Below are 23,042 nucleotides of genomic sequence, written 5' to 3' on the forward strand. Positions count from 1 at the left end.
ATCCAGAGAAGCAAGCTCCTCCTTCAGCGTTCTACTTGCATGTATTAGGCACGCCGCCAGCGTTCGTCCTGAGCCAGGATCAAACTCTCATTAAAAGTTTGAGTTCTCACTCATTTCTGTCACTGACAGATTTATTGTTTTTTCATTGTTCAGTACTATAACCTCAGTTATAGTGCCCTGCACATTGGTTCGTCTTGTTCAGTTTTCAAAGGTCTTTGCCTCTCACTTCTCTCGTGAGCGACAACTATATTAGTATATCACAGCTAGCTCTCTCTGTCAACAAGTTTTTTAAACTTTTTTCCAAGTTTTTTCTAACCACATTATACTATAGTCCGTACGGGATTCGAACCCGTGTTACCGCCGTGAAAAGGCGGTGTCTTAACCCCTTGACCAACGGACCTGAGCTTTTCGACTCTTTCTATTATACCTTCTTTTTTACCTTTGTCAAGAACTTTTTTCCTCTTTACCGAAATTCTGAAAAGATTAGGGAAAGTTCTCTCAGGAGAGCTTTACGTCCTCTAAAAACTTCCCCTCCCATGAGACGATCTATTAACTCTTGTTTTTCCATACTCTGCTTTGATTTATAATTCTTTAGAAGTTCGTGAAAGAGATAATAATCGTCCAGTCTGAGTCCTTTTTCTCCTAGACGATGGCTAATCTCACTCACCTCTTCATAGGGTTCTTTGTCAAAACGGCGCTTGTGACTTTCCTGTTTACGGATGTAATCTAGAATGCGATTTCTAAACTTTGTTTTAAAGCAAACATATAGTTGATGGCGGTCGCCCTCTAGTAACTCTGGGTTGCGACTCACCAGCTCATACAGACATAACATGCCTTCCTGGTCCCAGTCCTCTTTCTCCCACAGATGCAAATGATAATCTTTGCGACACTTATGGACGATTCCTTTACTTTCTTCATATAAGTCTTTTAGATTCATAGACCTCTCCTTTCTGCATTTAGTTTAGCAAAATGCACGAGGCCCTGGGTCTAGTTCCTCTATTCTATACTTCTTCCTCCCTCAACGGCACATAAAAAGAGAGGCAAAGCCTCTCTGGGGTTATAATTCTGCAATTTGGTTGAGATTCACTTCTGCAATCGTATCATTACCAAACATAGAGATAATCATCTTCACTTTGTTGTTATCAATTTCAGTAATTTTACCTGTGTAGTCTGCAAAAGCGCCATCAATGATGCGGACTGTCTGGCCAACTTCAACGTCAATATCGAACTCTTGAACAGTTTGTCCCATTGAAACCAGAATATCACGGATTTCTTGTTCCAAAAGTGGAGTTGGTTTTGATCTGTTACCGTGTGAGCCGACGAATCCTGTTACGTTAGGTGTGTTTCGAACGACGAACCATGCTTCATCGGTCATGACCATTTCTACAAGGACATAACCTGGGAAGCGATTCTCTTCAACTTCCTTTTTCTTTCCATTTTTCTCAACTTGCACGGTTTGTGTTGGAATCTCAACGCGTAGAATATTATCCAACATGTTATATGTTTGTGCACGTTGCAATAGATTTTCTTTTACCTTATTTTCATAACCAGAATAAGTTTGTAGAACAAACCATCCCTTGTCAAAACTATCCATGATATTTCCTTTCATACATATATAGAAGAAAGCTAGCAGAACTTCTCCACTTTTCTTCTAAAAAATGTTAATAAATCGAATCAAACCTGAAACAATCAACTGGTCAAAAATGTAAATGATGACCACAAAGAAGGCTGTGTATTCCATAATAGAGCGAAAATCTCTCCAGCTTTCTTTGCGAGTTGGCCAAGTTGTTTCTTTAAGAAGTTTAAAAATATCCTTAATAAAACCCATCGTTCTCTCCTATCTCGTTTCTCTATGTGTCGTATATTTTCCACAATGTTTACAAAATTTATTTACTTCTAGTCGTGTTGGCTTGGGGTTCCCACTAATTTTGATTGAGTAATTCCTTGAACCACAAACTGCACAAGCTAGGCTTGCTTTTTTTAGTGCCATAACGCCTCCATCTTATCTATTATAACAAGAAACCTAGGCTTTGACAAGCCTATTAACGAAATAGATTAAGGATTGAGTCCCATATTGTCTGGGCTTTTTCTTTTATCTTAGCTTCTGAAATCGCACGTCCTGCTTCATCTACAAGATTTTGTGCACGACTACGAATATCTCCTATCGGATCCTCAGACTGGTTTGTCTCATTTTCAACGGCCTGCTTTTTCGTATTTTCTGGTTCAATCCCATTTTGTTTATAAGCATTCTCAACTGTAAAAGTACTACCTGGAGTGTATGGCAAAATGGTATTAGCCATACTTCTAAAGACATGGGCTGCTCCATTTGAGGTCGAACCTGCTAGATAATGGTTCTCATCTGTTGTTGGGAAGCCGAGCCAGTGGCTAATTACAACATCTGGAGTATAGCCGATCACCCACTGGTCACTGGTATATTCTGGATTGAAAACAGCTTCAGTCGTACCTGTTTTACCAGCCATAACGTAATCCGCTGGTGATGAACTAATTCCTGTACCATTGGTAAATGTTCCTAGCATCATACTGGTCATTTTATCAGCTACCGACTTATCAATCACTCGTTTTTGGGAGTTTTTATGACTCTTGACGACCTGACCACTGGCATTTTCAATACGAGTGATGAAATGCGCCTCAGGCATCAAACCTCCATTAGCAAAGGCTGCATAGGCTTGCGCCATCTGGAGAGGATTCGTCTCCACACCTCCACCAAGAGCAACTCCAAGAACTCGGTCAACTTTTTCCATATTTAGGCCAAATCTCTCCCCAGCGTCAAAAGCTTTGTCAATACCTAATTCATTTACAGTCGCAACAGCTGGCAGGTTGAGTGATTCCGCCAAAGCCTGATACATAGGTACTTCTGGAGATGTCTTAATACCTGCATAGTTGTCTACTTGATAACTGTTGTACTGCATGGTGTGGTTGTCCAGTTGCTTGTTCAAGGCCCATCCTGCTTCTACTGCGGGTGTATAAACGACTAAAGGTTTAATAGTTGAGCCTGGGCTACGCTTAGACTGAGTGGCATAGTTGAAATTGCGAAAGCCTGGTTTGTCATCACCAGCTACACGACCAACAACTCCACGCACTCCACCAGTCTTGGGTTCTAGAGCGACACTACCTGATTCGGCATGCGTTCCGTCTTCTGCTGTTGGAAATAGCGAAGTGTTTTCATAAATAACCTGCATGTTTGCTTGGTAGTTTTGGTCAAGCTCTGTGTAGATTCGATAGCCATTGTTGACAATCTCTTCTTCTGTGAGATTGTACTTGGAAACTGCTTCGTTGACAACTGCATCAAAATAAGACGGGTAGCGATAATCCGAAACTTTGCCTTCATACTTATCTTGCAGTTGAGAAGCCATATCTACTCCAGCCGCTTCGGTCTCTTGATTTTTATCAATATAACCCGCCGCAACCATATTTTGCAAAACAGTATCCCTACGGTTAGTCGAAGTCTCAACAGAATTTAATGGATTATACAATTCTGGTCCCTTGAGCATCCCTGCTAGAGTGGCCGCCTGATCAAGCGTTAGTTGTGAAGCCGATACACCGAAATATTTCTTACTTGCATCTTCAACACCCCATATCCCATTTCCAAAGTAGGCGTTATTGAGGTACATAGTAAGGATTTGCTCCTTGCTGTATTTCTTGGTCAACTCTAAGGCAAGGAAAAACTCCTTGGCCTTCCGTTCAACGGTCTGGTCCTGGGAAAGATAGGCATTTTTCGCCAACTGTTGGGTGATGGTAGAACCGCCTCCAGAACGACCTGCTGTAAGGATAGCTAGAAAGAAACGACCGTAGTTAATCCCATCATTTTTATAAAAGGAACGGTCCTCTGTCGCGACGACAGCATTTTGCAAGTCTTTGCTGATATCTGTCAGTTCAACATAGGTTCCCTTTTGACCGGATAGGGCTCCTGCCTCTTTTTCTTCGCGGTCAAAAATCAGAGTTCGCGTTTTCAAGGCATTTTGCAAATCATTAACATTGGTAGATTTGGCTATGGCAAATAGGTAGGTTCCTACTAGCAAACCTGCACTTAACCCTAAAATGATGACGATTTTTGTCAGATGATAACGACGCCAAAATTTCCGAATCGGACCTACTTGGGATAATTTTTTTCTATCGCTCCGTGAACGACGCATGCTAGTCGAATCAGACTCCGCGGATTCATTCATTTCTTTTTTAAAGAGAGAAAGAAACTTCTCAAATAATTTATCTAATTTCATGCGTTTATTTTATCATCTTCACCATAGGAACTCAAGAATTTAGCTACTCTCTATCCAAATAGGGCTTTTTTTGTTACAATATCTGTATGCAATTCACATTTACATTACCCGAATCCTTGCCTCAAATGTCGGTCAAGCAATTCCTAGAGGAACAACTCCTCATTCCCAGAAAGATCCGTCATTTTTTGAGAATAAAGAAGAACATCTTAATGAACCACGAAGAAGTTCACTGGAATGAGATGGTCAAGCCAGGGGACATTTGCCAGTTGACTTTTGACGAGGAAGATTATCCCGAAAAAGAAATTCCTTGGGGCAACCCAGACTTAGTCCAGGAAGTTTATCAAGATCAACACTTGATTATTGTCAACAAACCAGAGAGAATGAAAACACACGGTAATCAGCCAAACGAAATCGCTCTTCTTAACCATGTCTCTGCCTATGTTGGCCAAACCTGCTATGTCGTTCATCGTCTGGATATGGAAACAAGCGGTTTAGTACTTTTCGCCAAAAATCCTTTTATCCTACCTATTCTCAATCGTTTGTTGGAGAAAAAGGAAATCGCCCGTGAGTACTGGGCGCTCGTAGAGGGGCAAGTTGGGAATAAAGAACTTATCTTCCGAGATAAAATTGGTCGTGATCGACACGATCGCAGAAAACGAGTGGTAGATCCCAAAAATGGGCAATATGCTGAAACACTGGTAAGTCGATTAAAACAATTTCCAAACAAGACTACCCTTGTCCGTTGCAAACTAAAGACCGGTCGGACACATCAAATCCGTATTCACCTCTCTCATCATAAGCACCCTATTCTGGGCGATCCTCTCTATAACTCTAGTTCAAAAGTAAGCAGGCTCATGCTCCATGCCTTCCGACTTTCCTTTACTCATCCACTCACCTTAGAAGAGTTTAGCTTCACTGCCTTTTCTGATACATTTGAGAGAGAATTAAAAAAGAATGGATGACCGCTAAATCATCCATTTTGTTTTATCTAAAAATAGAAAAAGCAAGACCTATTAGTCTTGCTTTTATCGACTCATGAATTATTTAGCGATTTTTGCGAAGTATTCAAGAGTACGTACAAGTTGTGCAGTGTATGACATTTCGTTGTCATACCATGATACAACTTTAACCAATTGTTTGCCGTCAACATCAAGAACTTTAGTTTGAGTTGCGTCGAACAATGAACCGTAAGCCATACCTACGATATCTGAAGATACGATTGGATCTTCAGTGTATCCGTATGATTCGTTAGCTGCTGCTTTCATAGCTGCGTTTACTTCATCAACAGTAACGTTCTTTTCAAGAACTGCTACCAATTCAGTAACTGATCCAGTTGGAGTTGGAACGCGTTGTGCAGATCCGTCCAATTTACCGTTCAATTCTGGGATTACAAGACCGATAGCTTTAGCAGCACCAGTTGAGTTAGGAACGATGTTTGCAGCACCAGCACGAGCACGGCGAAGGTCACCACCACGGTGTGGTCCGTCAAGGATCATTTGGTCACCAGTGTAAGCGTGGATAGTAGTCATCAATCCTTCTACAACACCGAAGTTGTCTTGAAGAGCTTTAGCCATTGGAGCCAAGCAGTTTGTAGTACATGAAGCACCTGAGATAACTGTTTCAGTACCGTCAAGAACGTCGTGGTTAGTGTTGAATACGATTGTTTTAACATCGTTTCCACCAGGAGCAGTGATAACAACTTTCTTAGCTCCACCTTTAAGGTGTTTTTCAGCTGCATCTTTCTTAGCAAAGAAACCAGTTGCTTCAAGAACGATTTCTACACCGTCAGTAGCCCAGTCGATTTGTTCTGGATCACGTTCAGCAGAAACTTTAACGAATTTACCGTTAACTTCGAATCCACCTTCTTTAACTTCTACAGTACCGTCGAAACGACCTTGAGTTGTGTCGTATTTCAACAAGTGTGCAAGCATAACTGGATCTGTAAGGTCGTTGATGCGAGTAACTTCAACACCTTCTACGTTTTGGATACGGCGGAAAGCAAGACGACCGATACGTCCGAAACCGTTAATACCAACTTTAACTACCATTAGTGATTTCCTCCTTATGAAAATCATGAAAATTTTATTGTGAAAAGAGTAACTTGAATCACTACAAATCACCTTTCAACAAACCTATTATATAACTATTTGAGTTTAATTGCAAGTATGGGCGTTGATTTTCTCTCCCGCTTTTCTACTTTTTCTCCCCCTTTTTATTCATCCATTTTTTTATTTTCAAAGCATACCTCTAGAATCTTTTATAATATCTGTATATTCTCTTTATTTCAAGGTGAAACTCCAATTTCAACCTTTCATAGTTTACAAAAAAGAGACAGGATTTCTCCTGTCTCTAGGCTGATAAACGATTATTTGCGACGTCCTGGTCGTTCTGCATAACCATAGTAAGCATCTGCCATGATTTCTTCCATGTCAGCTACCATTGGCAAGCGAGGGTTAGCAGGTGAACATTGGTCTTCATAAGCAAGCAAGGCAATCTCATGCAAGCTGTCTTTCCAAGCTTTTTCATCGATTCCAAAGCCTTTGAAGTTCATTGTGATTCCAACTGCTTCACCAAGATCATAAACTGCTTTGGCATACGCTTCAACCGCTTCTTCTGGAGTTGAGTGAGGCAAACCAAGCATTTTCGCGATGTCTTGGAATTTCTCATCAGCTTTCCAGTAGTTGTACTTAGGCCATGTAGTGGTCTTAGATGGACGAGTTCCGTTGTAACGGATAACGTATGGAAGCAAGATCGCGTTTGTACGTCCGTGAACAGTATGGTGAACACCACCAATCTTGTGGGCCATTGAGTGGCTCATGCCAAGGAAGGCATTGGCGAAGGCCATACCAGCCATTGTAGATGCATTATGCATTTTTTCACGTGCTTCTGGGTCAGCTGTCTTAACAGATTTTTCCAACCATTCAAAGACAAGTTTGATTGTTTGAAGGGCGATACCGTCTGTATAGTCATTAGCAAAGTTTGAAGTGTAAGCTTCAGTCGCGTGAGTCAAGACGTCCATACCTGTATCAGCAGCGATGAAGTCTGGAACTGACTCAACCAAAGCAGGGTCAACAATCGCAATAGTTGGTGTCAATGAATAGTCAGCCAATGGGTATTTGCGGTTGTTTTTCTTGTCAGAGATAACGGCAAATGGTGTTACTTCTGAACCTGTACCTGAAGTTGTTGGGATACCGATGTACTTCGCTTTCTTACCAAGTGATGGGAAGCGGAAGGCACGTTTACGGATATCCATGAATTTTTGAACCAAGTCACGGAAGTCGATTTGTGGTTGTTCGTAGAAGAGCCACATTACTTTAGCCGCGTCCATTGGAGAACCACCACCAAGAGCGATAATGGTATCTGGTTCAAATGCTTTCATCACTTCAGCACCACGTTCTACAGTTGTGATGTCTGGATCTGGTTCAACATCTGAGAAGACTTGGATAGTTACACGGTTACTACGTGCATTCAATTGATCGATAACACGTTGAACAAAGCCAAGTTTTTCGATCGATTTGTCTGTAACAATCATAACGCGTTCAATATCTTCACATGTTTGAAGGTATTGGATAGAATTGCGTTCGAAGTAAATTTTTGAAGGAACTTTAAACCATTGCATATTATTTCTACGTTTCCCTACTTTCTTGATGTTTAGAAGGTTGATCGCACTCACGTTATCACCGACTGAGTTGTGTCCATATGAACCACATCCAAGTGTTAATGATGGAATGAAGGCGTTGTATACGTCACCGATACCACCGAAAGTAGATGGAGAGTTCCAGATAATACGCATAGCTTTGATTTCTGTACCAAAGCGTTTAGCAAGGGCTTCGTCTTTTGTATGGATAGCTGCTGAGTGACCAAGTCCGTTAAACTCAACCATTTGGCGAGCTTTTGTAAGACCGTCTTCTGTGTCTTCAGCTTTTAGGACAGCGATAACTGGTGACAATTTTTCACGAGTCAATGGTTCTTTTGGTCCTACTTCTGCACATTCCGCAGCCAAGATGTTTGTTCCTTCTGGAACACTAAATCCTGCTTGTTCAGCAATCCATGCTGCTGGTTTACCAACGATGTTTGCATTTAGTTTAGCACCTGCACAGTTTTTACTGTTAGCTTTCACGCCAAAACAGAATTCTTCAAGAAGTGCTTTTTCTTTCTTGTTTACAAAGTAAGTGTGATATGATTTGAATTCTTCTACAAATTCATCATACACTTCTTTATCAATGATAACGGCTTGTTCTGATGCACAGACCATCCCATTATCAAATGATTTAGACATAACGATGTCATGAGCAGCTTGACGAAGGTCAGCAGATTTTTCTACATAGGCAGGAACGTTTCCGGCACCTACCCCAAGAGCTGGTTTTCCACATGAGTATGCAGCTTTAACCATAGCATTCCCACCAGTTGCAAGAATAGTTGCAACACCTTCGTGGTTCATTAGCGCTCCAGTTGCTTCCATAGATGGCTTTGTAATCCATTGTACACAGTTTTCAGGTGCACCGGCTGCGATGGCTGCATCGCGAACGATTTGTGCTGCGTGTGCTGATGATTCTTGAGCTGATGGATGGAAAGCAAAAACGATTGGGTTACGTGTTTTCAAAGCAATGAGTGATTTGAAAATCGCTGTTGAAGTTGGGTTTGTTGTCGGAGTGACACCACAGATTACCCCGACAGGTTCCGCAATCTTTGTCAAACCTGTAATTGGATCATCTTCAATAACTCCAACCGTTTTAACTCCACGCATATTGTTCACTACGTGTTCGCAGGCAAATAGGTTTTTTGTTGCCTTATCTTCAAATACCCCACGACCAGTTTCTTCAACTGCATGTTGTGCAAGAATACCGTGCGCGTCAAGTGCGGCAACCGAAGCTTTTGCCACGATATAGTCAACTTGTTCTTGGTTCAATTTGCGCATTTCATCAAGCGCAACCAAGGCTTTTTTCACGAGACCATCGACATGCTTTTCAGCAGCAAGTTGTTTTTCCTCTGGTGTTACTGTTTTTTTATCAGCCATATTATCCTCCATAGCCTTTAAGGATGTTATCCTTTGTTAATTTTTTCACAAGTTTATTATAACTCTTTTTTTATGCTTTGTAAACAGTTTCATAAGCATTTCACAAAGAATTTTTCTGAGATTGTGATTTTTTTCTCAATATAGCTATATAATAGAGTTTTGTCTGGACGATTGTGAAATTATGGAAAAAATTTTTTTATTTCACAAAGTTTTTCTAGTTGATAGTTAGTTATCGAATCCAAGACAAGAAAGCGTTTTCTTTTTTGGTTTTGAAAATAGTCTCCTAACTTGGAGACTACTGTTTTTGCTGAAAAACGCCTTGTTTAAAAGTTCCTTCATAAACGACTTCTTGCTCTGTCGTCAACTTCCCTTGACCTTCAGCCTGACCATTTACAAAATCACCTTCGTATTTCCAGCCATCTTTTGATTGGAAAGTCCCTTTTCCATTAAAGGCTCCATTATTGAAATCACCTGTATATTGGTCTCCATTTTCAAAGGTCAGGGTTCCTTGACCATTCATTTTCCCTCGTACCAAGGTGCCATCATAAACAAGAGCTCCACCATCAAGTGTCAGGACACCCTTTTTAGGCGTATTTAGCAGAAATACCGAAAGAGCACAGAGTACCATTACAACTACTGCAATGAGCTCTAACCTAGGACGAGTTAGGTAAACTCTACACTTCTCATAAAATTGTTTAAGCTTTTCCATTGTCACTCTCTTTTTCTAATCGATCTAGCCAGCTTTGACATCCACTTGTGATACGAGAATAGGTTTCCTCAAAATCTCCTGTATACCAAGGATCTGGGACACTTTCAGATGCAAAAGAGTAAATCTTATACTGTAGTTCCTGAGGACACATGTGACGCAGATCTGAAACGTTTGAAGCATCCATACCGATAATGTAATCAAACGATTCAAAGTCCTCTCTGCCAATCTGAAGCGATGTTTTATCTTTGTCATACGGGATCTGATATTGCTGAAAAACTCCTTGCGTTCCCTTATGAATCGGATTGCCATGTTCCCATGATGACGTTGCCCGGCTTTCGACGTGGTAATCGCTCGTCATGGACTTCATCACAAACTCTGCCATGGGGCTACGGCAGATATTTCCTAGGCAAACAAATACTATTTTTTTCATCCCTTTTCCTCTCGTCTCATAGAAAAACGGGAGTGACAGATCCCGTTTTATTCTTCGATTGCTCCGCCTTCGTCAACAACTGTTCCTTCTGGTGTCACAGCTTCTTTGAGTGGCAAAACGGTCTTAATCGCAGCCAATTCAAAAGTCAAATAAACGCCATCTACATCCAGTACGATTGTACCTTTCTCAGTATCTACTTCATCCACTGTTCCGTAAAGCCCACCAATTGTAATGACTTCATATCCTTTTTGAAGCTTATTCAAGCTTTCCATACGCTTTTGTGCTTGCTTCTTTTGAGAACGTTGCATAAAGAACATCAAGGCAAACATACCTACAAGCATGATTAAGAAAGTAATATTTGGATTCATTGTTTTCTCCTTTGTATTTTACATAGGACTACTATATCAAATTTCAGCTACTTTTACAAGGTTGTACCTTGTTTTTATGGTTATAAAAAATCAGAGTTTTCACTCTGATTTTTGTGGTTATTTCAAGTTTTGAACGACTTTGACTAGATTTTCAACTGTAAATCCGTACTCTGCCAATACTTTTGGTGCTGGGGCAGATGCTCCAAAGGTATCAATACCGAGAACGGCACCATCAAGACCAACATATTTGTACCAGTTTTGAGTTGCTCCCATTTCGACTGCAACACGACGACGAACTGCATTTGGAAGGATTTCTTCCTTGTATGCTGCATCTTGTGCGTCAAAGACATCTGTCGATGGCATGCTGACTACACGAACTTTTGCGCCTTGACTAGCCAATTCTTTGGCAGCTGCGACAGCTAGATTGACCTCTGAACCAGTCGCAATCAAGATCGTATCAAAGTCTGCTGCATTTTCATAGACGACATAGGCACCTTTAGCAACCTTATCGAAGTCTGTTCCTTCTTCGACAGTCAAGTTTTGACGGGTCAAGACAAGGGCAGTTGGTGTATTTTCACTTGTCACGGCAAGGTACCAAGCCGCTTGAGTTTCACGCGCATCTGCTGGGCGGAAAACGTTTAGATTTGGCATGGCACGGAGACCTGCTAGGTGTTCAACTGGTTCGTGAGTTGGACCATCTTCACCAACTGCGATTGAATCGTGGGTAAAGACATAAGTCACAGGAAGTCCTTGCAAGGCTGACAAGCGGACAGCTGCTTTCACATAGTCAGAGAAGACGAAGAAAGTACCACCGTATACACGAAGTCCACCGTGAAGGGCCATCCCGTTCAAGATCGTTCCCATTGCAAATTCACGAACACCAAACTGAATGTTGCGGTTCAAGCGATTAGCATCATCTTGAAGTCCATCCGTTTTGATGTAAGTCATGTTTGAGTGAGCGAGGTCAGCTGATCCACCTAGGAAAGTTGGCAACTTGGCAGCAACAACATTCAGAGCATCTTGACTTGAGTTGCGAGTTGCTTGAGAAAATCCATTTTCTAAGGCTGGAAAGTCTGCTGGGGTCACCTCAACTGGATCACGTCCGTCGATGATGGCTTCTACTTCTGTAGCCAATTCTGGATGTGCTTCTTTATAGTCAGCAACTAATTTAGTCCAAGCTTGATAAGCTGATGCACCACGGTCTGCAACATTTTCCTTGAAATCAGCATAAACTTGCTCTGGGATTTCAAATGGTTCATAGTCCCAACCGAGCGCTTGGCGAGTTGCTACAGTTTCATCTGCTCCAAGAGGAGCACCGTGTACGGCATTAGTTCCTTGTTTGTTTGGAGAACCATATCCAATCACAGTCTTCACTTCAATCAAAGATGGTTTGCCTGAAGCTTTAGCAGCTTCGATAGCAGCATGGATAGCTTCCAAGTCTGTTCCATCTTCAACCAAGGCTGTATGCCAACCGTAGGCATTGTAGCGATCACGAACACTTTCAGTGAAAGAATCCTTTGTCTCACCATCCAAGTTGATGTCATTTGAATCATAAAGAACCACCAACTTGTCAAGTTTTTGCAAGCCTGCATATGAAGCCGCCTCACTTGAGACACCTTCCATCAAGTCTCCATCTCCACAGATCACATAAGTATAGTGGTCAAAGATATTGAAGCCTTCGCGGTTATATTTGGCTGCCAAGAAACGTTCTGCTTGGGCAAAACCAGTAGCAGTAGAAATCCCTTGTCCTAGAGGACCAGTTGTCGCGTCAACCCCTGCAGTATGACCAAATTCTGGGTGACCTGGCGTTTTTGAACCCCATTGGCGGAAGTTCTTGACTTCATCCATGCTAACATCTTCAAAACCAGAGAGGTGAAGAAGGGCATAGAGAAGCATTGAGCCGTGTCCTGCTGAAAGAATAAAGCGATCGCGGTTGATCCAGTTTGGTTGAGCTGGATTGATACGAAGTTGCTTTGTAAAGAGGCTATAGGCCATTGGAGCAGCCCCCATAACCACCCCTGGGTGACCTGAGTTTGCTTTGTTGATGGCGTCAATACCTAGAAAACGAATTGCATTAACAGATAGATTTGACATAGAATTTCCTTTCTCTTTGAGGTGATTAATGAATCACACATCCTATTTTACTATTATATGAAAAAATGCATAGAATAGCAATAAAACAATTTGCGTTCATCTAACACATTTGATTTTCTATTCCCTCGTCACTTCATAGTACGGAAGCAAGCGCGCATAAGCCTCTTCTAGCTTCTCCAATATCGCTTCTACTGACTGATTTTCAATGAGGGAAACATCTGACTTAACCAAAACTTTACGGACTTCCTGACTTCTCTCCTTCTCGCGTAAAGTACGACGATTCTCCTCCGTAGCCTCCATCTTATGACTTTCCCCATTTGAATAGACCAGATAATAAATTCCTTCTACCGCTGGAAGCTCTAAAACCTTGGCTTGCTTGTCTAAGGTCTGTTCGTCTTTCTTACGCTCGATGAAACTGACTTCCAAAGAAATCCCAAAGTCAGCAGGTGTTCCATACAAACGAAGAGCCATCATAGGTTCTGTCACTTGTCCGTCTCTCTGTAGATAGGCCCAGAAATGCGGTCGCAAGCGTTGCGCTTGGTTCATCCACTGACTAGTCTGTTGGAGTTGCCATTCTGGATGATTAGCTTGAAAAGTTTTGGCCAATTCTGTAAAAGCCTTCCGGGCCTCTTGACCTTTTTGCCGCAAGTCCAACATCTTTTCTCTTTCATCGCCAGCTTTATCAGGATTACGGTACTGGACTCCTGCAAATGATAGGTATTCTCTAACTTCTTTCAGCATATCTGAATCTTTCCTTTCCTAGCAAAAAATCAGGATGAACCTGATTTTACTTTGCTTATTCTGCATCTACGACAACATAGCGATTTGGCTCGTCACCTTCAGAGTAACTCGTCACGCCATCCATGCGTGAAATAATGCGATGGATAATCTTGCGTTCGCTATTTGACATTGGATCAGTTTGTTGGCTACGCCCTTCTTCTAAAACGCGAGTCGCCAATTTTTGAGCGTAGGTTTGTAAGACTTCTGCACGGTGTTCAACATAATCATTGACATTGATCGTGATGTAGAAGGTTCTTGAATAGCGATTGTAAAGGTAATTTTGCGCTAACAGTTGAAGAGCTTTCAAGACTTTTCCGTGGTAGCCGATAATACGACCTGGTTCATTGGTGTCAATTTGAAGATTGATAGTGCGACGATTGTAGTCGCTTGAAATCGTCCCTTCAACATCCATATCATCGACAATGGTTTGAACGTAGCTAGCTACTTCAGTTGCCACTTGTTCGATGTCATAACTTGGTTCTACTTTCAAGCCTAAATCTTCCAAAGATTGGCTTGTTGCTTCCTGCGTTTCAGTTTCTTTTTCTAGAGCAGATTCCACTTCCTCGGTAGTATCCTCTGGTTCCAATTCATTTAAAATTGAAATATGGCCTGTTTCTTCCAAAATCGTGCTGGCGTGCTTTTCATTTTTCAGGATTTCAGCCTTGACCTCTTCAGAGACACCTTGACCTTCTTCTTCAATCTTCTTGATGGCTTCCACTACATGCCCCAAATCAACAGTTGCTTCACTGACTGTTTTCACGGGTTCATTTTTTTCATTAACTTCTTTTGGAACCCCTTTAATGGCCTGCTGGTTGGCTTTGATCACTGTCGTTTCACTAATCGCTTCGATATCAACTTGAGCTGGCTTCTTACCAAACAAGCCTAAGAAACCTTTTTTCTCTTTCGAAACGACCTTGATGTGGGCCTTCATTCTTGGAATGTCTAATTCTTTCAATCCTTTTTGGATTGCTTCTTCAACCGTTGAACCTGTAAATAATACCATTACCAGATTCCTCCTTATTTTTTCTTTTTCTGTGCTTTTTTCAAAGCTCTTCTCTTCTTGCCTTCTAAATCTTTTTCTGCTTGCACCACTGCTTCTCTTTCAGCAATAATCTTGAAAGGATTGTTCAAGAAATAGGTTTGCAGAACTTGGTAAGCATTGGATACAGCCCAGTACAAGGCTACACCACTTGGGGCGGAGATAGCAAAAACAAAGATCAATACAGGCATACCATACATCATCCCTGTTGTAGCTCCACTTTTTTCGGACAAAGCTTTATTCGATAACCAGCTACTCAAGAAGGTAAAGACTGCCGCCAAAATCGGAAGGACAAAACTTGTATCTACTCCTCCCAAATTAATCCATAAAAAGTGACCTGTTTTCAAAAAGTCAACTCGACTCAAGGCTTGAAAGAGCGCCAAGAGAACCGGCATTTGTATTAAAATTGGCCAGAGAGAGGATGAATGCTTGATTCCTAACTCTTTATAAACCTTACGCATCTCCTGGTCTAGCTTGGTTCTACTTTCCATATCACGACCCGGATATTGCTCTCGCAAAGCCTTGATGCGTGGTTGAGCCTCTTGCATTTTTCTAGAGGCAACCATCTGTGTCTGAAAGACCGGCAATAAAATCGTCCGGATCAAAATCGTGAAGAGGATAATCCCCACTCCGATACTAATGTCAAAGGACAAAAAGCGGATAATTTCAGCAAAAAAATAGACGAATTTACTCCAAAAGTCTGTCGAATCTGCTGTTATATCGCTAGCTGTACCATTTGTTGCACAGGCTGTCATGATAAACAAGGACAAGCCCAACAAACTAGTCAACTGTAGTTTCTTTTTCACTCCCATTTCCTTCCTGGTAAATCTTTGATAACTTTAATACGTGGAGTAGGTTTTTCTCCATCTCTGCATATTCCAAGGTTTCCACCCCTTTTCGAGCAATCACAACAAAATCGACATGATCTACCAGACTCCCCTTTGCATTTTGTATGATATGTCGGATTCGTCTCTTAATTTGATTTCTGGTAACTGCATTCCCCAGCTTTTTGCTGACGGACAGTCCTACTCGAAAATGGTTTTGCTGGTTTTCCAATTGGTAGACAACAAATTTTCGATTGGCAAAACTTGTTCCGTCCTTGAAAATCGCCTTAAAATCTTTCTCTCTTTTTACACGAAAGCTTTTCTTCAAAACTCAACTCCATCTATTAAATTACTACTATTATACCATATTTTTTGAAAAAGCCAATAACAGCAAGGTTTTAGACATTTTCTACATAAAAAAAGCTGGAAAATCTCTTTCCCAACTTCTTTTCACAATCAAATTTTACGTGTATTTACTTATTTTTTCAAGCGCTCAACATCGCGTGCAATCACTAATTCTTCATCTGTTGGAATAACCAAGACACGGATTTTCGCTGCGTCAGTTGAGATGTCTCCCGTTACACCAAAGACATTCTTTTCTGGATCCACATCACAACCAAACCAAGAGATACCTGAAATGACATCCTCACGAACCAAAGCTGCATTTTCACCAATCCCTGCTGTGAAGATAATCGCATCTGCTCCATTTAGGACGGCAAGGTACTGGCCGATATGTTTTTGGATACGATCAACATACATTTCATAGGCCAAAGTCGCATCATGGTCTCCTGCTTCCATGGCAGCAATCACATCACGCATATCGCTTGACTGACCAGAAACTCCCATGAGCCCTGATTCACGATTGAGAACGCGACTAATATCTTCAGGCGAGTTAAAGTCCTCTGTATATTGCATGAGATAAGGGATGATAGCAGGGTCAATATCTCCTGTACGAGTTCCCATCATCACACCGCCAAGTGGTGTGAATCCCATAGAAGTATCTACAGACTTCCCACCCTTAACAGCTGTGATAGAAGCACCATTACCAATGTGGCAGGTAATCAATTTCAAGTCTTCTAGAGGACGGCCCAACAGTTTCGCTGCTTCTCCTGCGACAAACTGGTGACTTGTCCCGTGGGCACCGTATTTACGAACCTTGTTTTCTGTGTAGTATTTAGTTGGTAGAGGGTAGCGATAAGCCTTTTCTGGCATGGTTGTGTGGAATGAGGTATCAAATACGACAACACTGGTAATATCTGGAAGCAATTCCTTAAATGCGCGAATTCCAGCTGCGTTAGCTGGATTGTGAAGAGGAGCCAAGAGTCCCAATTCCTCAACTTTTTCTAACACGTCTCCCTCAACAACTGTTGATTCCTTGAAATATTCACCACCTGCAACGACGCGGTGGCCGACACCTGTAATTTCGTCGTACCCTTTGATAATGTCAAAACGAATCAAGTCATCCAATAAAATTTTAACGGCTTGTGTATGGTCTTCAATATCAAGAATTTGTTGCTCCGAACGACCGTCAAATTTTACTGTTGAAATGGAATCTTTCAATCCAATACGTTCAATCAAGCCTTTAGCTAAAACTTTCTCTTCAGGCATTTGATAAAGTTGCCATTTCAAGCTTGAGCTTCCTGCATTGATTGCAATTGTTTTTGTCATAAGATGATACCTCTTTTTAAGCGTTTTCATCTATTATAACAAAATCTCTTTTATATTTCAGTACCTTTGCTCCAATTTTGAAAATTTTCTTTAAAGGTCAACAAAACTGACGGATCTTGCAAGCTAGTAAGAGGGTAAACAAAGGGTTCTATTTCCTTGTCTCTTTTCTTCTGTAAGACAAAAATACTTTTAGCTTGGCTTGCAGTTGAGAAAATATCCTCCGGCAGAGCGATGATAGTAGCCAGACTCACTTCGTCTTTGAGCCACCCTTTTAACAAATCACTTTGAGGACTGGTCAATAAATCACTCGGAGCTAGAAAAATAGCATAGCCATCTGACTTAAGGTACTTGAGGCCTTGTTCCATCAGCAAATGGTGGGCATAGGTATGCTCTTGACTAGAAGCCACTTGATAGCGTGAAGCGATGGCATCGTCTGGGTAATAGCCAACAGGCAAGTCGCTGATGACCACGTCGCTTTCTTTAAGCATTTGCGGACGAACGGCGTCTCCTTGGACAAAACCAGCCTGCAAACCAATCACATCTGCCATACTGGCTGCCAAATCAATCAGCAAGTCATCCACTTCGATTCCCAAGTAATCTACTTTTTTAGAGAGAGAAGTCAAGAAAGTGGCCCCCAAAATCCCCATACCAGAACCCATCTCAAGGATGCTTATTTCCTCTTGATCCAGCAACTCTTCCACAATAAGTACCAAGAGGAGGGCAATGGCGTCCGGCGTAAACTGGTGATTAGCCTGTAAAGGCTCCGTTTGTCCTGCCTTCATCAAGAGAAACTGGTAGGTCTTGAGCCACTCTTCCTTGCGAAGTGCTAAGCGCTTAAGGGCTTGATTGTTTTCCTTGACCTGCTCTAGCTCGGTCTCGCCATCCAGATAAATGCTGTTTTGCTCTACCAAGGCGTCATAAAAGTTGGTCGCCAAATCACTTTGGATGACTTGGACATTCTCTAGTAAATACGTATAAGCTTGTTCAATTTTTTCAAAATCCATATTCCTATCTTATCAAATTTCCCTCCTTTTTTCCATCTGAAGAGAAAAAATCACTGCTTTAGTCAGCGAGTGATTTTTGGGCTACAGTTAAAAAGAGTTCTGCGTAATTTCCTAGGAAAAGATCTTCAGCGCTATAGAGAATCTGACTATCAATACTCGAAAAACCATTCTGAGCGAGCTTGGTTTCCAGTTCAGCTAAATCAAAACCATGATGGTTGGTATCTGTCTTGGCAAAATCAGCGATGAGAACTTGTCCATTCTCCCTAAGGTGATGGTAAAACATGGCAAGAGTCGCATCTAGATCAGGCATATGATGAAGAACCCGACTGACAACAATCAGGTCAAATTGCTGTTCCAAGGGATTTGCCAGTAAATCCTGCTCCAAAAACTGGATATTCTTGATGTCTTGTTGCTCTGCTTTCAAACGGGCTTGCTCCAGCATTTTCTCCGAGATATCTACAAGGGTAACCGACTTGGCCTGCTTGGCTAGGGGCAAGGCTAATAGACCCGTCCCACCACCAAAGTCCAGTATTGCCTTGTCTGATAGAAGATCAATCTGTGCTTCAACTGCCTGACAAACCAAATTTGCAAGAAAGATATTTTTGGGCGAATCAAAGGTTTCTGCTTTGTGATTAAAATCCTGTTTCATGCTTTTAGTGTAACACAAAGAAGTTGAATTGACTAGGACTTGGCTTTCTTTTCAGGCTTTTCTTCTGATTTTTTCTTCCCTGCTTGATTGCTTGAATCAGTCGCTACCTCTTCCTTTTTAGCTGTTTTCTTTTCTTGGATTTTCATCGGAGGAAAGAGAAATTCATAGTTGCTCTTATTCATTCGAACACTTGTTGCAAAACCTGTTTTCGTATTTTGATACGTGACTTTTCCTAGATTAAAGACTCGTTCCCCACTTTCTTGCTCAGCCTTATCTTTGCTTCGTTTAGCCATGGCGAAAGCAACCAACTTTTCTTTGTTTAGGGCAAAGTCTTTGTGATGGGCTACTTGCCGATTTAAATAAAACTGCAACAAAAGGCTAAAAATGGCTGCCATAGTGACTGCATATAAAAGAACGCCTGCCTTAACTTTTTGTTTTTTCCACACGATAGATGAACTCCCTTTCTAAGCCTTTTTGAAATTGGAAACGAAAGCGAACCAATTGATTTTCCTCTGTAATCTGTGCTGATTTGAGTCCATAAACCATAGGTTGGTAGCCCCGTCCACTGGTATCGGTCTTCCGAAAATCATCCGATTTAGACTTACCTATAGAGATATCCTTACCATCTTGTTTCATGTAGAGGCGATTGCCTTCCACCTTTTCAAACTGCGAACGCTCTAACTCTGCCTCCAGTTGATCCACAAACAAGAGCCACTCCTTTTGCTCGCTTTGCTGCTGGTAACGAACTTCTGAAATGAGGAGCTGACTCATAGCCTGAAAGAGGAGCAAGCCTCCGCTAATGACGATAAGGGCAATCAGGGATTCTAACAGGGTAAAAGCTTTGACCTTACTGCTCTTTAAGGTCGAGCAACTTCTCTGAACCATGGTAGACCTCCAATCCCTTTTCACTAGCAAATACCTGAATCTCAACTCCGTTTATGTTTACCTGATTTTGACCTGTCTGCAGAGCCATCTTCGCCACACGCAAGACTTCTTCCTTTTGCAAGATTTCTGCCTCTTCTTGTCTATTTTTCTGAATTTGCCCCAAAAGAAGGGTCGCAATGCTGGCAAACACAGCCAAAGCTACTACTGCTTCTAGTAAGATTACTGCCTTAATTTTTAGTTTCCTTAATGCGTTTAATTTTTCCATTTCCTAGATATAATTGATAGCGAATCGCTCCTTTATTGGTTTGAAATTCAACCTTAGCCAGAGACGAATTGCCCCCAGCTCGGTCAAATATAATGCTTTGTCCTGATGGTGCCTGAATTCCTTTAGGAACGGTCAAGTTTTGACTGCCATTGCTGATCGTCTGTCCATCTAAGTTTAGACTGGTCTTTTGCTGACTGGCTACACTACGCTTTTGAGTTTCACGGTAGAGTTCTTCAAACTCCATAAAGAAAATCTGCTCCTCCACCGCTGCAAAACTGGACTGAACAGAACCGGACAAGCCTAAAGCAAGGATACTCACAATTCCCAAAACCAAGAGACTTTCCAGCATAGTAAAGGCCTTAATCTGCAACAGTTTGACTTGTTTTTTGTTTTGCATGGTAGTCTTTATAAGCTTTAGCTTGCTCAGCTGTGATACGGCCGTCCGCTTGTAATTTGCTGAGGCTGGCGTCATCATTTTTATCCAAACGATAGAGTTCTGCCTGGCTTTCCACAACCTTGACAACAGCAGCTTTTCCTTTGTCATCTACGGCATCCTTTTGCTTGGTCAAATTGGGCACAAAGAGCAAGAGAAGAACACTGATGATAAGCAAAACCACTAACATTTCTACCAAAGTGAAAGCTTTAACCTTGGCTTTTTTTAAATTTATCATGAGTTTTTTCATTTTAAAAATTTACCTCCATATTTTGATACATGGGCATAAGCATTGCCGCATAAAGTAAAACGATAATCAGAGCCACAAAGATAAAAACCAGTGGCTGTACTAAGTTCATGGTACGATTAACTCGGGTAAAAAAGGCTTCCCAAGTTTTTTCAGCATAGATTTCCAACTCGCTCCCCAGCTTGGACTTGACTTCTCCATACTCAATGATGAGACTCAACTCCTTTTTAAAGTAAGGATAGGTTGCTATGGTTTGAGAAAATTCGCGGCCATTTTGCAGGGCTTGAGCCAAATCTTGACCGATTTCTTTAAAGAGCTGAGAACCCTGTTCCTGCATGATCTGAAAAATCTGCGTCAGCTCCATTCCCTGTGAAATCATATTTCCCCATTCACGCGCGTAATAGGCCGTCAGATAAGTCTGGACAAAGATTCCCAGAAAGGGAATCCGCGCTAACATCGAAAAGACCCGCATCTTGGTACTTCTTTTGTAGAAAGTGAGAGCTAAAAGTAGAGACAGAGAGCAAACCGACACTAGTCCCAGAAAAATTTGTGGCAGGTTGCCGATGATTTGAGTGGCAATATTGCTACTGTCCAGTTGGGGAAGTAGATAGTTTCTCAACCCCAGCATGATTAGCAGGAGAAATCCCAGCAAAATCAGGGGATAGGTCGCCACTTCGATTAACTTCTTCTTGACCTTGGACAAATTATCCAGATATTCTTCTATCTTCCCCAGACTCAGGTGAAGATTTCCATGCACTTCAGCTAGAGATAACTGGGTCACAATAGCACTTGAAAAGCCCAAACTGTCCATCATTTCTGAGAATGATTTCCCCTGAGCCAAGCCTTGGTGCATCTGGGCCACATAGTCCTTTTCCAGCAAAGCACTTCTGCCCAAGAAAGAAATAATTTCCACCAAATGAAAGCCACTGGAGAAGAGGTTGTTAAACAAAGTGATGATTTTCTTCTGCTTAGCTGTAGCTAATTTTTTCCGTTTCAGCCTGAAGACTTGTGATATGTCCATCTTTAAGAAGCTGGTCAATCTGTTCATTCCAGCTAGTTGGCTGGTGTTCTTGATAGTCTTTGTTTGCAAAGTCAACGATTCCTCCTCCCCCGATTAATCTCTGGTAGCAGACTCCTTGCAGGACAACTGCTAGTTCCTCCTCCGTCACACCCAACTCCAGAAGGCGTTCATAAACACCTCGGATACTCTTGGCATGAATGGTTGAAAAAACTGTCGCCCCTGTCAAACTAGCTCTGACCACTGCACGCGCCGTCTCGCTATCCCGAATTTCACCAATAATCAAGAGGTCCGGACGATGCCGGAGAGACAGTTTGATGAGATTTTCATAGGTCAAGCCAATCGCCTCATTCAACTGTAACTGGAGCATGTCTTCCTGCTTGATTTCTACTGGGTCTTCGATAGACATAACTTGCTGCCCCTTAAAAAGTGACTTGGCCAATTCGTGCATCAAGGTCGTCTTGCCACTGCCGACCGGACCCGCAAAAAGGTAGAGGCCCCGTTGCCGGTACTGCTCACCCAGTTCGTTCATATCCTGAAACCAGAAATGCAGTTCCTGCTCCTCATCGTGCAACAAACGAATGACCAAACTCTCATGTCCCCGATAATCTCCTACGGTAGACAAACGCAGAGAAGACACCTTCTCCCCATGCTGATAGTCGCAAGAGCCCAGCTGACTACGTCTCTTCTCCCCTACGTTCATACCCGCTACAAACTTAAAATGACTAATCACAGCAGCTAAAACATCAAACTCATAGGAGTCAACGAGACACCGCTCGTCTCCAACCCGCATGTGAAGCTCGTAGGACTTTTCCTTGGGAATGAAATAGATATCCTGAGCCTTCTTTTCTTTCGCAGTAGCAATAATTTTTTGTGCAATTTCTTGTACCATACCGTCCCCCTTATCTAACTATTCGCAAAAAAATAAAAAAAAAAGCAACTTAAAAAGTTACTTTTTTATCTCCATTTCATACGGCAAGAACGGTGTTTTTCTTGACCTGTTTGTTTTTCGTAGCCTGGACGTAGCTTTTCATCGGGGATGACTTGCTCATCCTGTAAAAGTGCCAAAGAATGGTACTGCTGCAAATACTCATCACACTCATCACACCAGCGTTTATCAGCAGGATCCCAAAAGATAGTCATCAAATCACTCCGACTCTTATAAAGAGGATTCTTCTTTTCCAGCTCAAACCAGCATGATTTATAATATTTTAGAGCATCATAATACTTGTCAAAAGATTGACTCATGATGACATCTTCTTCCCAACCTTCTATGAACCACCACGGTTCAAAATCCCCATACATTTCTATAACACGATACATTCTTACTACTTCCTTTGTATCGTATATTATATCTAATTTTTTATTACAAGA

The 23,042-nt window shown here is 41.7% G+C and carries 27 protein-coding genes, 1 tRNA gene and 1 rRNA gene; 1 reads left to right on the forward strand and 28 read right to left on the reverse strand.

The genetic code is table 11. From position 1 onward, the window contains the following. The 7 genes from SORDD25_RS08600 to pbp2a all read right to left on the reverse strand — a co-directional run. Positions 1–95, reverse strand: a 16S ribosomal RNA gene (locus SORDD25_RS08600); the annotation flags it as partial. A 233-nt stretch (positions 96–328) separates the two neighbouring features. Continuing rightward, a tRNA-Glu gene (locus SORDD25_RS08605) sits at positions 329–400 on the reverse strand. Between the two features lie 63 nt (positions 401–463). After that, positions 464–937 (reverse strand): hypothetical protein, encoded by a 474-nt coding sequence (locus SORDD25_RS08610; RefSeq protein ID WP_061853368.1) that lies wholly within the window; start codon positions 935–937, stop codon positions 464–466. A gap of 120 nt (positions 938–1,057) precedes the next feature. After that, the gene (nusG, locus tag SORDD25_RS08615; RefSeq protein ID WP_000376732.1) at positions 1,058–1,594 is read right to left on the reverse strand and encodes a transcription termination/antitermination protein NusG; all 537 of its coding nucleotides are present in this window, start codon (positions 1,592–1,594) and stop codon (positions 1,058–1,060) included. A 57-nt stretch (positions 1,595–1,651) separates the two neighbouring features. Then, positions 1,652–1,828, reverse strand: coding sequence for a preprotein translocase subunit SecE (secE, locus tag SORDD25_RS08620; protein ID WP_000505776.1), 177 nt, complete (start codon positions 1,826–1,828; stop codon positions 1,652–1,654). Between the two features lie 9 nt (positions 1,829–1,837). Continuing rightward, on the reverse strand, positions 1,838–1,990 hold the full coding sequence (gene rpmG, locus SORDD25_RS08625) for a 50S ribosomal protein L33 (protein ID WP_001809375.1): 153 nt from the start codon (positions 1,988–1,990) through the stop codon (positions 1,838–1,840). Positions 1,991–2,042: 52 nt separating this feature from the next. Continuing rightward, positions 2,043–4,238, reverse strand: coding sequence for a penicillin-binding protein PBP2A (gene pbp2a / locus SORDD25_RS08630; protein ID WP_061853369.1), 2,196 nt, complete (start codon positions 4,236–4,238; stop codon positions 2,043–2,045). Between the two features lie 86 nt (positions 4,239–4,324). Here pbp2a and SORDD25_RS08635 point away from each other — a divergent pair, with 86 nt between their 5' ends. After that, positions 4,325–5,200 carry a pseudouridine synthase gene (locus tag SORDD25_RS08635; protein WP_081103690.1) on the forward strand — a complete coding sequence of 292 codons (876 nt, stop codon included), beginning with the start codon at positions 4,325–4,327 and terminating at the stop codon, positions 5,198–5,200. A 78-nt stretch (positions 5,201–5,278) separates the two neighbouring features. Here the strand turns inward: SORDD25_RS08635 and gap are convergent, their stop codons facing one another. The 21 genes from gap to SORDD25_RS08740 all read right to left on the reverse strand — a co-directional run bounded on the left by gap (position 5,279) and on the right by SORDD25_RS08740 (position 22,991). Further along, complete coding sequence (gap, locus tag SORDD25_RS08640; protein ID WP_061853371.1) at positions 5,279–6,286, reverse strand: type I glyceraldehyde-3-phosphate dehydrogenase; 1,008 nt, start codon at positions 6,284–6,286, stop codon at positions 5,279–5,281. Positions 6,287–6,603: 317 nt separating this feature from the next. Further along, positions 6,604–9,255, reverse strand: coding sequence for a bifunctional acetaldehyde-CoA/alcohol dehydrogenase (gene adhE / locus SORDD25_RS08645; RefSeq protein ID WP_061853372.1), 2,652 nt, complete (start codon positions 9,253–9,255; stop codon positions 6,604–6,606). Between the two features lie 295 nt (positions 9,256–9,550). After that, complete coding sequence (locus SORDD25_RS08650; RefSeq protein ID WP_061853373.1) at positions 9,551–9,964, reverse strand: MORN repeat-containing protein; 414 nt, start codon at positions 9,962–9,964, stop codon at positions 9,551–9,553. Next, complete coding sequence (locus SORDD25_RS08655; RefSeq protein WP_061853374.1) at positions 9,951–10,394, reverse strand: low molecular weight protein-tyrosine-phosphatase; 444 nt, start codon at positions 10,392–10,394, stop codon at positions 9,951–9,953. Before SORDD25_RS08655 ends, SORDD25_RS08650 begins: the two co-directional genes overlap by 14 nt. Before the next feature lie 47 nt (positions 10,395–10,441). Next, the gene (gene yajC, locus SORDD25_RS08660) at positions 10,442–10,762 is read right to left on the reverse strand and encodes a preprotein translocase subunit YajC (RefSeq protein WP_049478890.1); all 321 of its coding nucleotides are present in this window, start codon (positions 10,760–10,762) and stop codon (positions 10,442–10,444) included. 117 nt (positions 10,763–10,879) lie between these two features. Further along, positions 10,880–12,856, reverse strand: a complete 1,977-nt coding sequence (gene tkt, locus SORDD25_RS08665; protein ID WP_061853375.1) for a transketolase — start codon at positions 12,854–12,856, stop codon at positions 10,880–10,882. Positions 12,857–12,973: 117 nt separating this feature from the next. Next, positions 12,974–13,597 carry a hypothetical protein gene (locus tag SORDD25_RS08670; protein ID WP_061853376.1) on the reverse strand — a complete coding sequence of 208 codons (624 nt, stop codon included), beginning with the start codon at positions 13,595–13,597 and terminating at the stop codon, positions 12,974–12,976. Between the two features lie 55 nt (positions 13,598–13,652). Then, positions 13,653–14,639 carry an RNA-binding cell elongation regulator Jag/EloR gene (gene jag / locus SORDD25_RS08675; protein ID WP_061853377.1) on the reverse strand — a complete coding sequence of 329 codons (987 nt, stop codon included), beginning with the start codon at positions 14,637–14,639 and terminating at the stop codon, positions 13,653–13,655. A gap of 14 nt (positions 14,640–14,653) precedes the next feature. Beyond that, positions 14,654–15,481: a membrane protein insertase YidC gene (locus tag SORDD25_RS08680; RefSeq protein WP_185756305.1), complete on the reverse strand. Its 828-nt coding sequence runs from the start codon at positions 15,479–15,481 to the stop codon at positions 14,654–14,656. Then, positions 15,456–15,827 carry a ribonuclease P protein component gene (rnpA, locus tag SORDD25_RS08685; protein ID WP_045591913.1) on the reverse strand — a complete coding sequence of 124 codons (372 nt, stop codon included), beginning with the start codon at positions 15,825–15,827 and terminating at the stop codon, positions 15,456–15,458. The genes SORDD25_RS08680 and rnpA overlap by 26 nt, the downstream gene beginning before the upstream one ends. A 149-nt stretch (positions 15,828–15,976) precedes the next feature. Further along, positions 15,977–17,167, reverse strand: coding sequence for an acetate kinase (locus tag SORDD25_RS08690; RefSeq protein ID WP_061853379.1), 1,191 nt, complete (start codon positions 17,165–17,167; stop codon positions 15,977–15,979). Between the two features lie 50 nt (positions 17,168–17,217). Continuing rightward, positions 17,218–18,171, reverse strand: a complete 954-nt coding sequence (locus tag SORDD25_RS08695; protein ID WP_061853380.1) for a class I SAM-dependent methyltransferase — start codon at positions 18,169–18,171, stop codon at positions 17,218–17,220. Between the two features lie 58 nt (positions 18,172–18,229). Continuing rightward, positions 18,230–18,820, reverse strand: coding sequence for a class I SAM-dependent methyltransferase (locus SORDD25_RS08700; protein WP_061853381.1), 591 nt, complete (start codon positions 18,818–18,820; stop codon positions 18,230–18,232). A 32-nt stretch (positions 18,821–18,852) separates the two neighbouring features. Beyond that, positions 18,853–19,266, reverse strand: coding sequence for a competence type IV pilus minor pilin ComGG (comGG, locus tag SORDD25_RS08705; protein ID WP_061853382.1), 414 nt, complete (start codon positions 19,264–19,266; stop codon positions 18,853–18,855). Then, positions 19,244–19,705: a competence type IV pilus minor pilin ComGF gene (gene comGF, locus SORDD25_RS08710; protein ID WP_061853383.1), complete on the reverse strand. Its 462-nt coding sequence runs from the start codon at positions 19,703–19,705 to the stop codon at positions 19,244–19,246. Before comGF ends, comGG begins: the two co-directional genes overlap by 23 nt. Further along, positions 19,668–19,970 (reverse strand): competence type IV pilus minor pilin ComGE, encoded by a 303-nt coding sequence (comGE, locus tag SORDD25_RS08715; RefSeq protein ID WP_061853384.1) that lies wholly within the window; start codon positions 19,968–19,970, stop codon positions 19,668–19,670. Before comGE ends, comGF begins: the two co-directional genes overlap by 38 nt. Beyond that, positions 19,933–20,367 (reverse strand): competence type IV pilus minor pilin ComGD, encoded by a 435-nt coding sequence (gene comGD / locus SORDD25_RS08720; RefSeq protein ID WP_061853385.1) that lies wholly within the window; start codon positions 20,365–20,367, stop codon positions 19,933–19,935. The genes comGE and comGD overlap by 38 nt, the downstream gene beginning before the upstream one ends. Further along, positions 20,330–20,653, reverse strand: a complete 324-nt coding sequence (gene comGC / locus SORDD25_RS08725; protein WP_061853386.1) for a competence type IV pilus major pilin ComGC — start codon at positions 20,651–20,653, stop codon at positions 20,330–20,332. Before comGC ends, comGD begins: the two co-directional genes overlap by 38 nt. A 1-nt stretch (position 20,654) precedes the next feature. Continuing rightward, complete coding sequence (gene comGB / locus SORDD25_RS08730; protein WP_081103692.1) at positions 20,655–21,671, reverse strand: competence type IV pilus assembly protein ComGB; 1,017 nt, start codon at positions 21,669–21,671, stop codon at positions 20,655–20,657. Further along, positions 21,619–22,560: a competence type IV pilus ATPase ComGA gene (gene comGA, locus SORDD25_RS08735; RefSeq protein ID WP_061428665.1), complete on the reverse strand. Its 942-nt coding sequence runs from the start codon at positions 22,558–22,560 to the stop codon at positions 21,619–21,621. Before comGA ends, comGB begins: the two co-directional genes overlap by 53 nt. Before the next feature lie 65 nt (positions 22,561–22,625). Beyond that, positions 22,626–22,991 carry a DUF1033 family protein gene (locus SORDD25_RS08740; RefSeq protein WP_000286396.1) on the reverse strand — a complete coding sequence of 122 codons (366 nt, stop codon included), beginning with the start codon at positions 22,989–22,991 and terminating at the stop codon, positions 22,626–22,628. Between the last annotated feature and the right edge of the window lie 51 nt (positions 22,992–23,042).

The sequence above is a fragment of the Streptococcus oralis genome (genome assembly GCF_001579525.1).
GTDB classification, from domain to species: domain Bacteria; phylum Bacillota; class Bacilli; order Lactobacillales; family Streptococcaceae; genus Streptococcus; species Streptococcus oralis_M.

Bases quoted from the DNA above. Each gene is read 5' to 3' on its own strand.
- SORDD25_RS08610 (WP_061853368.1), bottom strand. From the start codon at position 937: ATGAATCTAAAAGACTTATATGAAGAAAGTAAAGGAATCGTCCATAAG.
- nusG (WP_000376732.1), bottom strand. From the start codon at position 1,594: ATGGATAGTTTTGACAAGGGATGGTTTGTTCTACAAACTTATTCTGGT.
- secE (WP_000505776.1), bottom strand. From the start codon at position 1,828: ATGGGTTTTATTAAGGATATTTTTAAACTTCTTAAAGAAACAACTTGG.
- rpmG (WP_001809375.1), bottom strand. From the start codon at position 1,990: ATGGCACTAAAAAAAGCAAGCCTAGCTTGTGCAGTTTGTGGTTCAAGG.
- pbp2a (WP_061853369.1), bottom strand. From the start codon at position 4,238: ATGAAATTAGATAAATTATTTGAGAAGTTTCTTTCTCTCTTTAAAAAA.
- SORDD25_RS08635 (WP_081103690.1), top strand. From the start codon at position 4,325: ATGCAATTCACATTTACATTACCCGAATCCTTGCCTCAAATGTCGGTC.
- gap (WP_061853371.1), bottom strand. From the start codon at position 6,286: ATGGTAGTTAAAGTTGGTATTAACGGTTTCGGACGTATCGGTCGTCTT.
- adhE (WP_061853372.1), bottom strand. From the start codon at position 9,255: ATGGCTGATAAAAAAACAGTAACACCAGAGGAAAAACAACTTGCTGCT.
- SORDD25_RS08650 (WP_061853373.1), bottom strand. From the start codon at position 9,964: ATGGAAAAGCTTAAACAATTTTATGAGAAGTGTAGAGTTTACCTAACT.
- SORDD25_RS08655 (WP_061853374.1), bottom strand. From the start codon at position 10,394: ATGAAAAAAATAGTATTTGTTTGCCTAGGAAATATCTGCCGTAGCCCC.
- yajC (WP_049478890.1), bottom strand. From the start codon at position 10,762: ATGAATCCAAATATTACTTTCTTAATCATGCTTGTAGGTATGTTTGCC.
- tkt (WP_061853375.1), bottom strand. From the start codon at position 12,856: ATGTCAAATCTATCTGTTAATGCAATTCGTTTTCTAGGTATTGACGCC.
- SORDD25_RS08670 (WP_061853376.1), bottom strand. From the start codon at position 13,597: ATGCTGAAAGAAGTTAGAGAATACCTATCATTTGCAGGAGTCCAGTAC.
- jag (WP_061853377.1), bottom strand. From the start codon at position 14,639: ATGGTATTATTTACAGGTTCAACGGTTGAAGAAGCAATCCAAAAAGGA.
- SORDD25_RS08690 (WP_061853379.1), bottom strand. From the start codon at position 17,167: ATGACAAAAACAATTGCAATCAATGCAGGAAGCTCAAGCTTGAAATGG.
- SORDD25_RS08695 (WP_061853380.1), bottom strand. From the start codon at position 18,171: ATGGATTTTGAAAAAATTGAACAAGCTTATACGTATTTACTAGAGAAT.
- SORDD25_RS08700 (WP_061853381.1), bottom strand. From the start codon at position 18,820: ATGAAACAGGATTTTAATCACAAAGCAGAAACCTTTGATTCGCCCAAA.
- comGF (WP_061853383.1), bottom strand. From the start codon at position 19,705: ATGGTTCAGAGAAGTTGCTCGACCTTAAAGAGCAGTAAGGTCAAAGCT.
- comGE (WP_061853384.1), bottom strand. From the start codon at position 19,970: ATGGAAAAATTAAACGCATTAAGGAAACTAAAAATTAAGGCAGTAATC.
- comGD (WP_061853385.1), bottom strand. From the start codon at position 20,367: ATGCAAAACAAAAAACAAGTCAAACTGTTGCAGATTAAGGCCTTTACT.
- comGC (WP_061853386.1), bottom strand. From the start codon at position 20,653: ATGAAAAAACTCATGATAAATTTAAAAAAAGCCAAGGTTAAAGCTTTC.
- comGB (WP_081103692.1), bottom strand. From the start codon at position 21,671: ATGGACATATCACAAGTCTTCAGGCTGAAACGGAAAAAATTAGCTACA.
- comGA (WP_061428665.1), bottom strand. From the start codon at position 22,560: ATGGTACAAGAAATTGCACAAAAAATTATTGCTACTGCGAAAGAAAAG.
- SORDD25_RS08740 (WP_000286396.1), bottom strand. From the start codon at position 22,991: ATGTATCGTGTTATAGAAATGTATGGGGATTTTGAACCGTGGTGGTTC.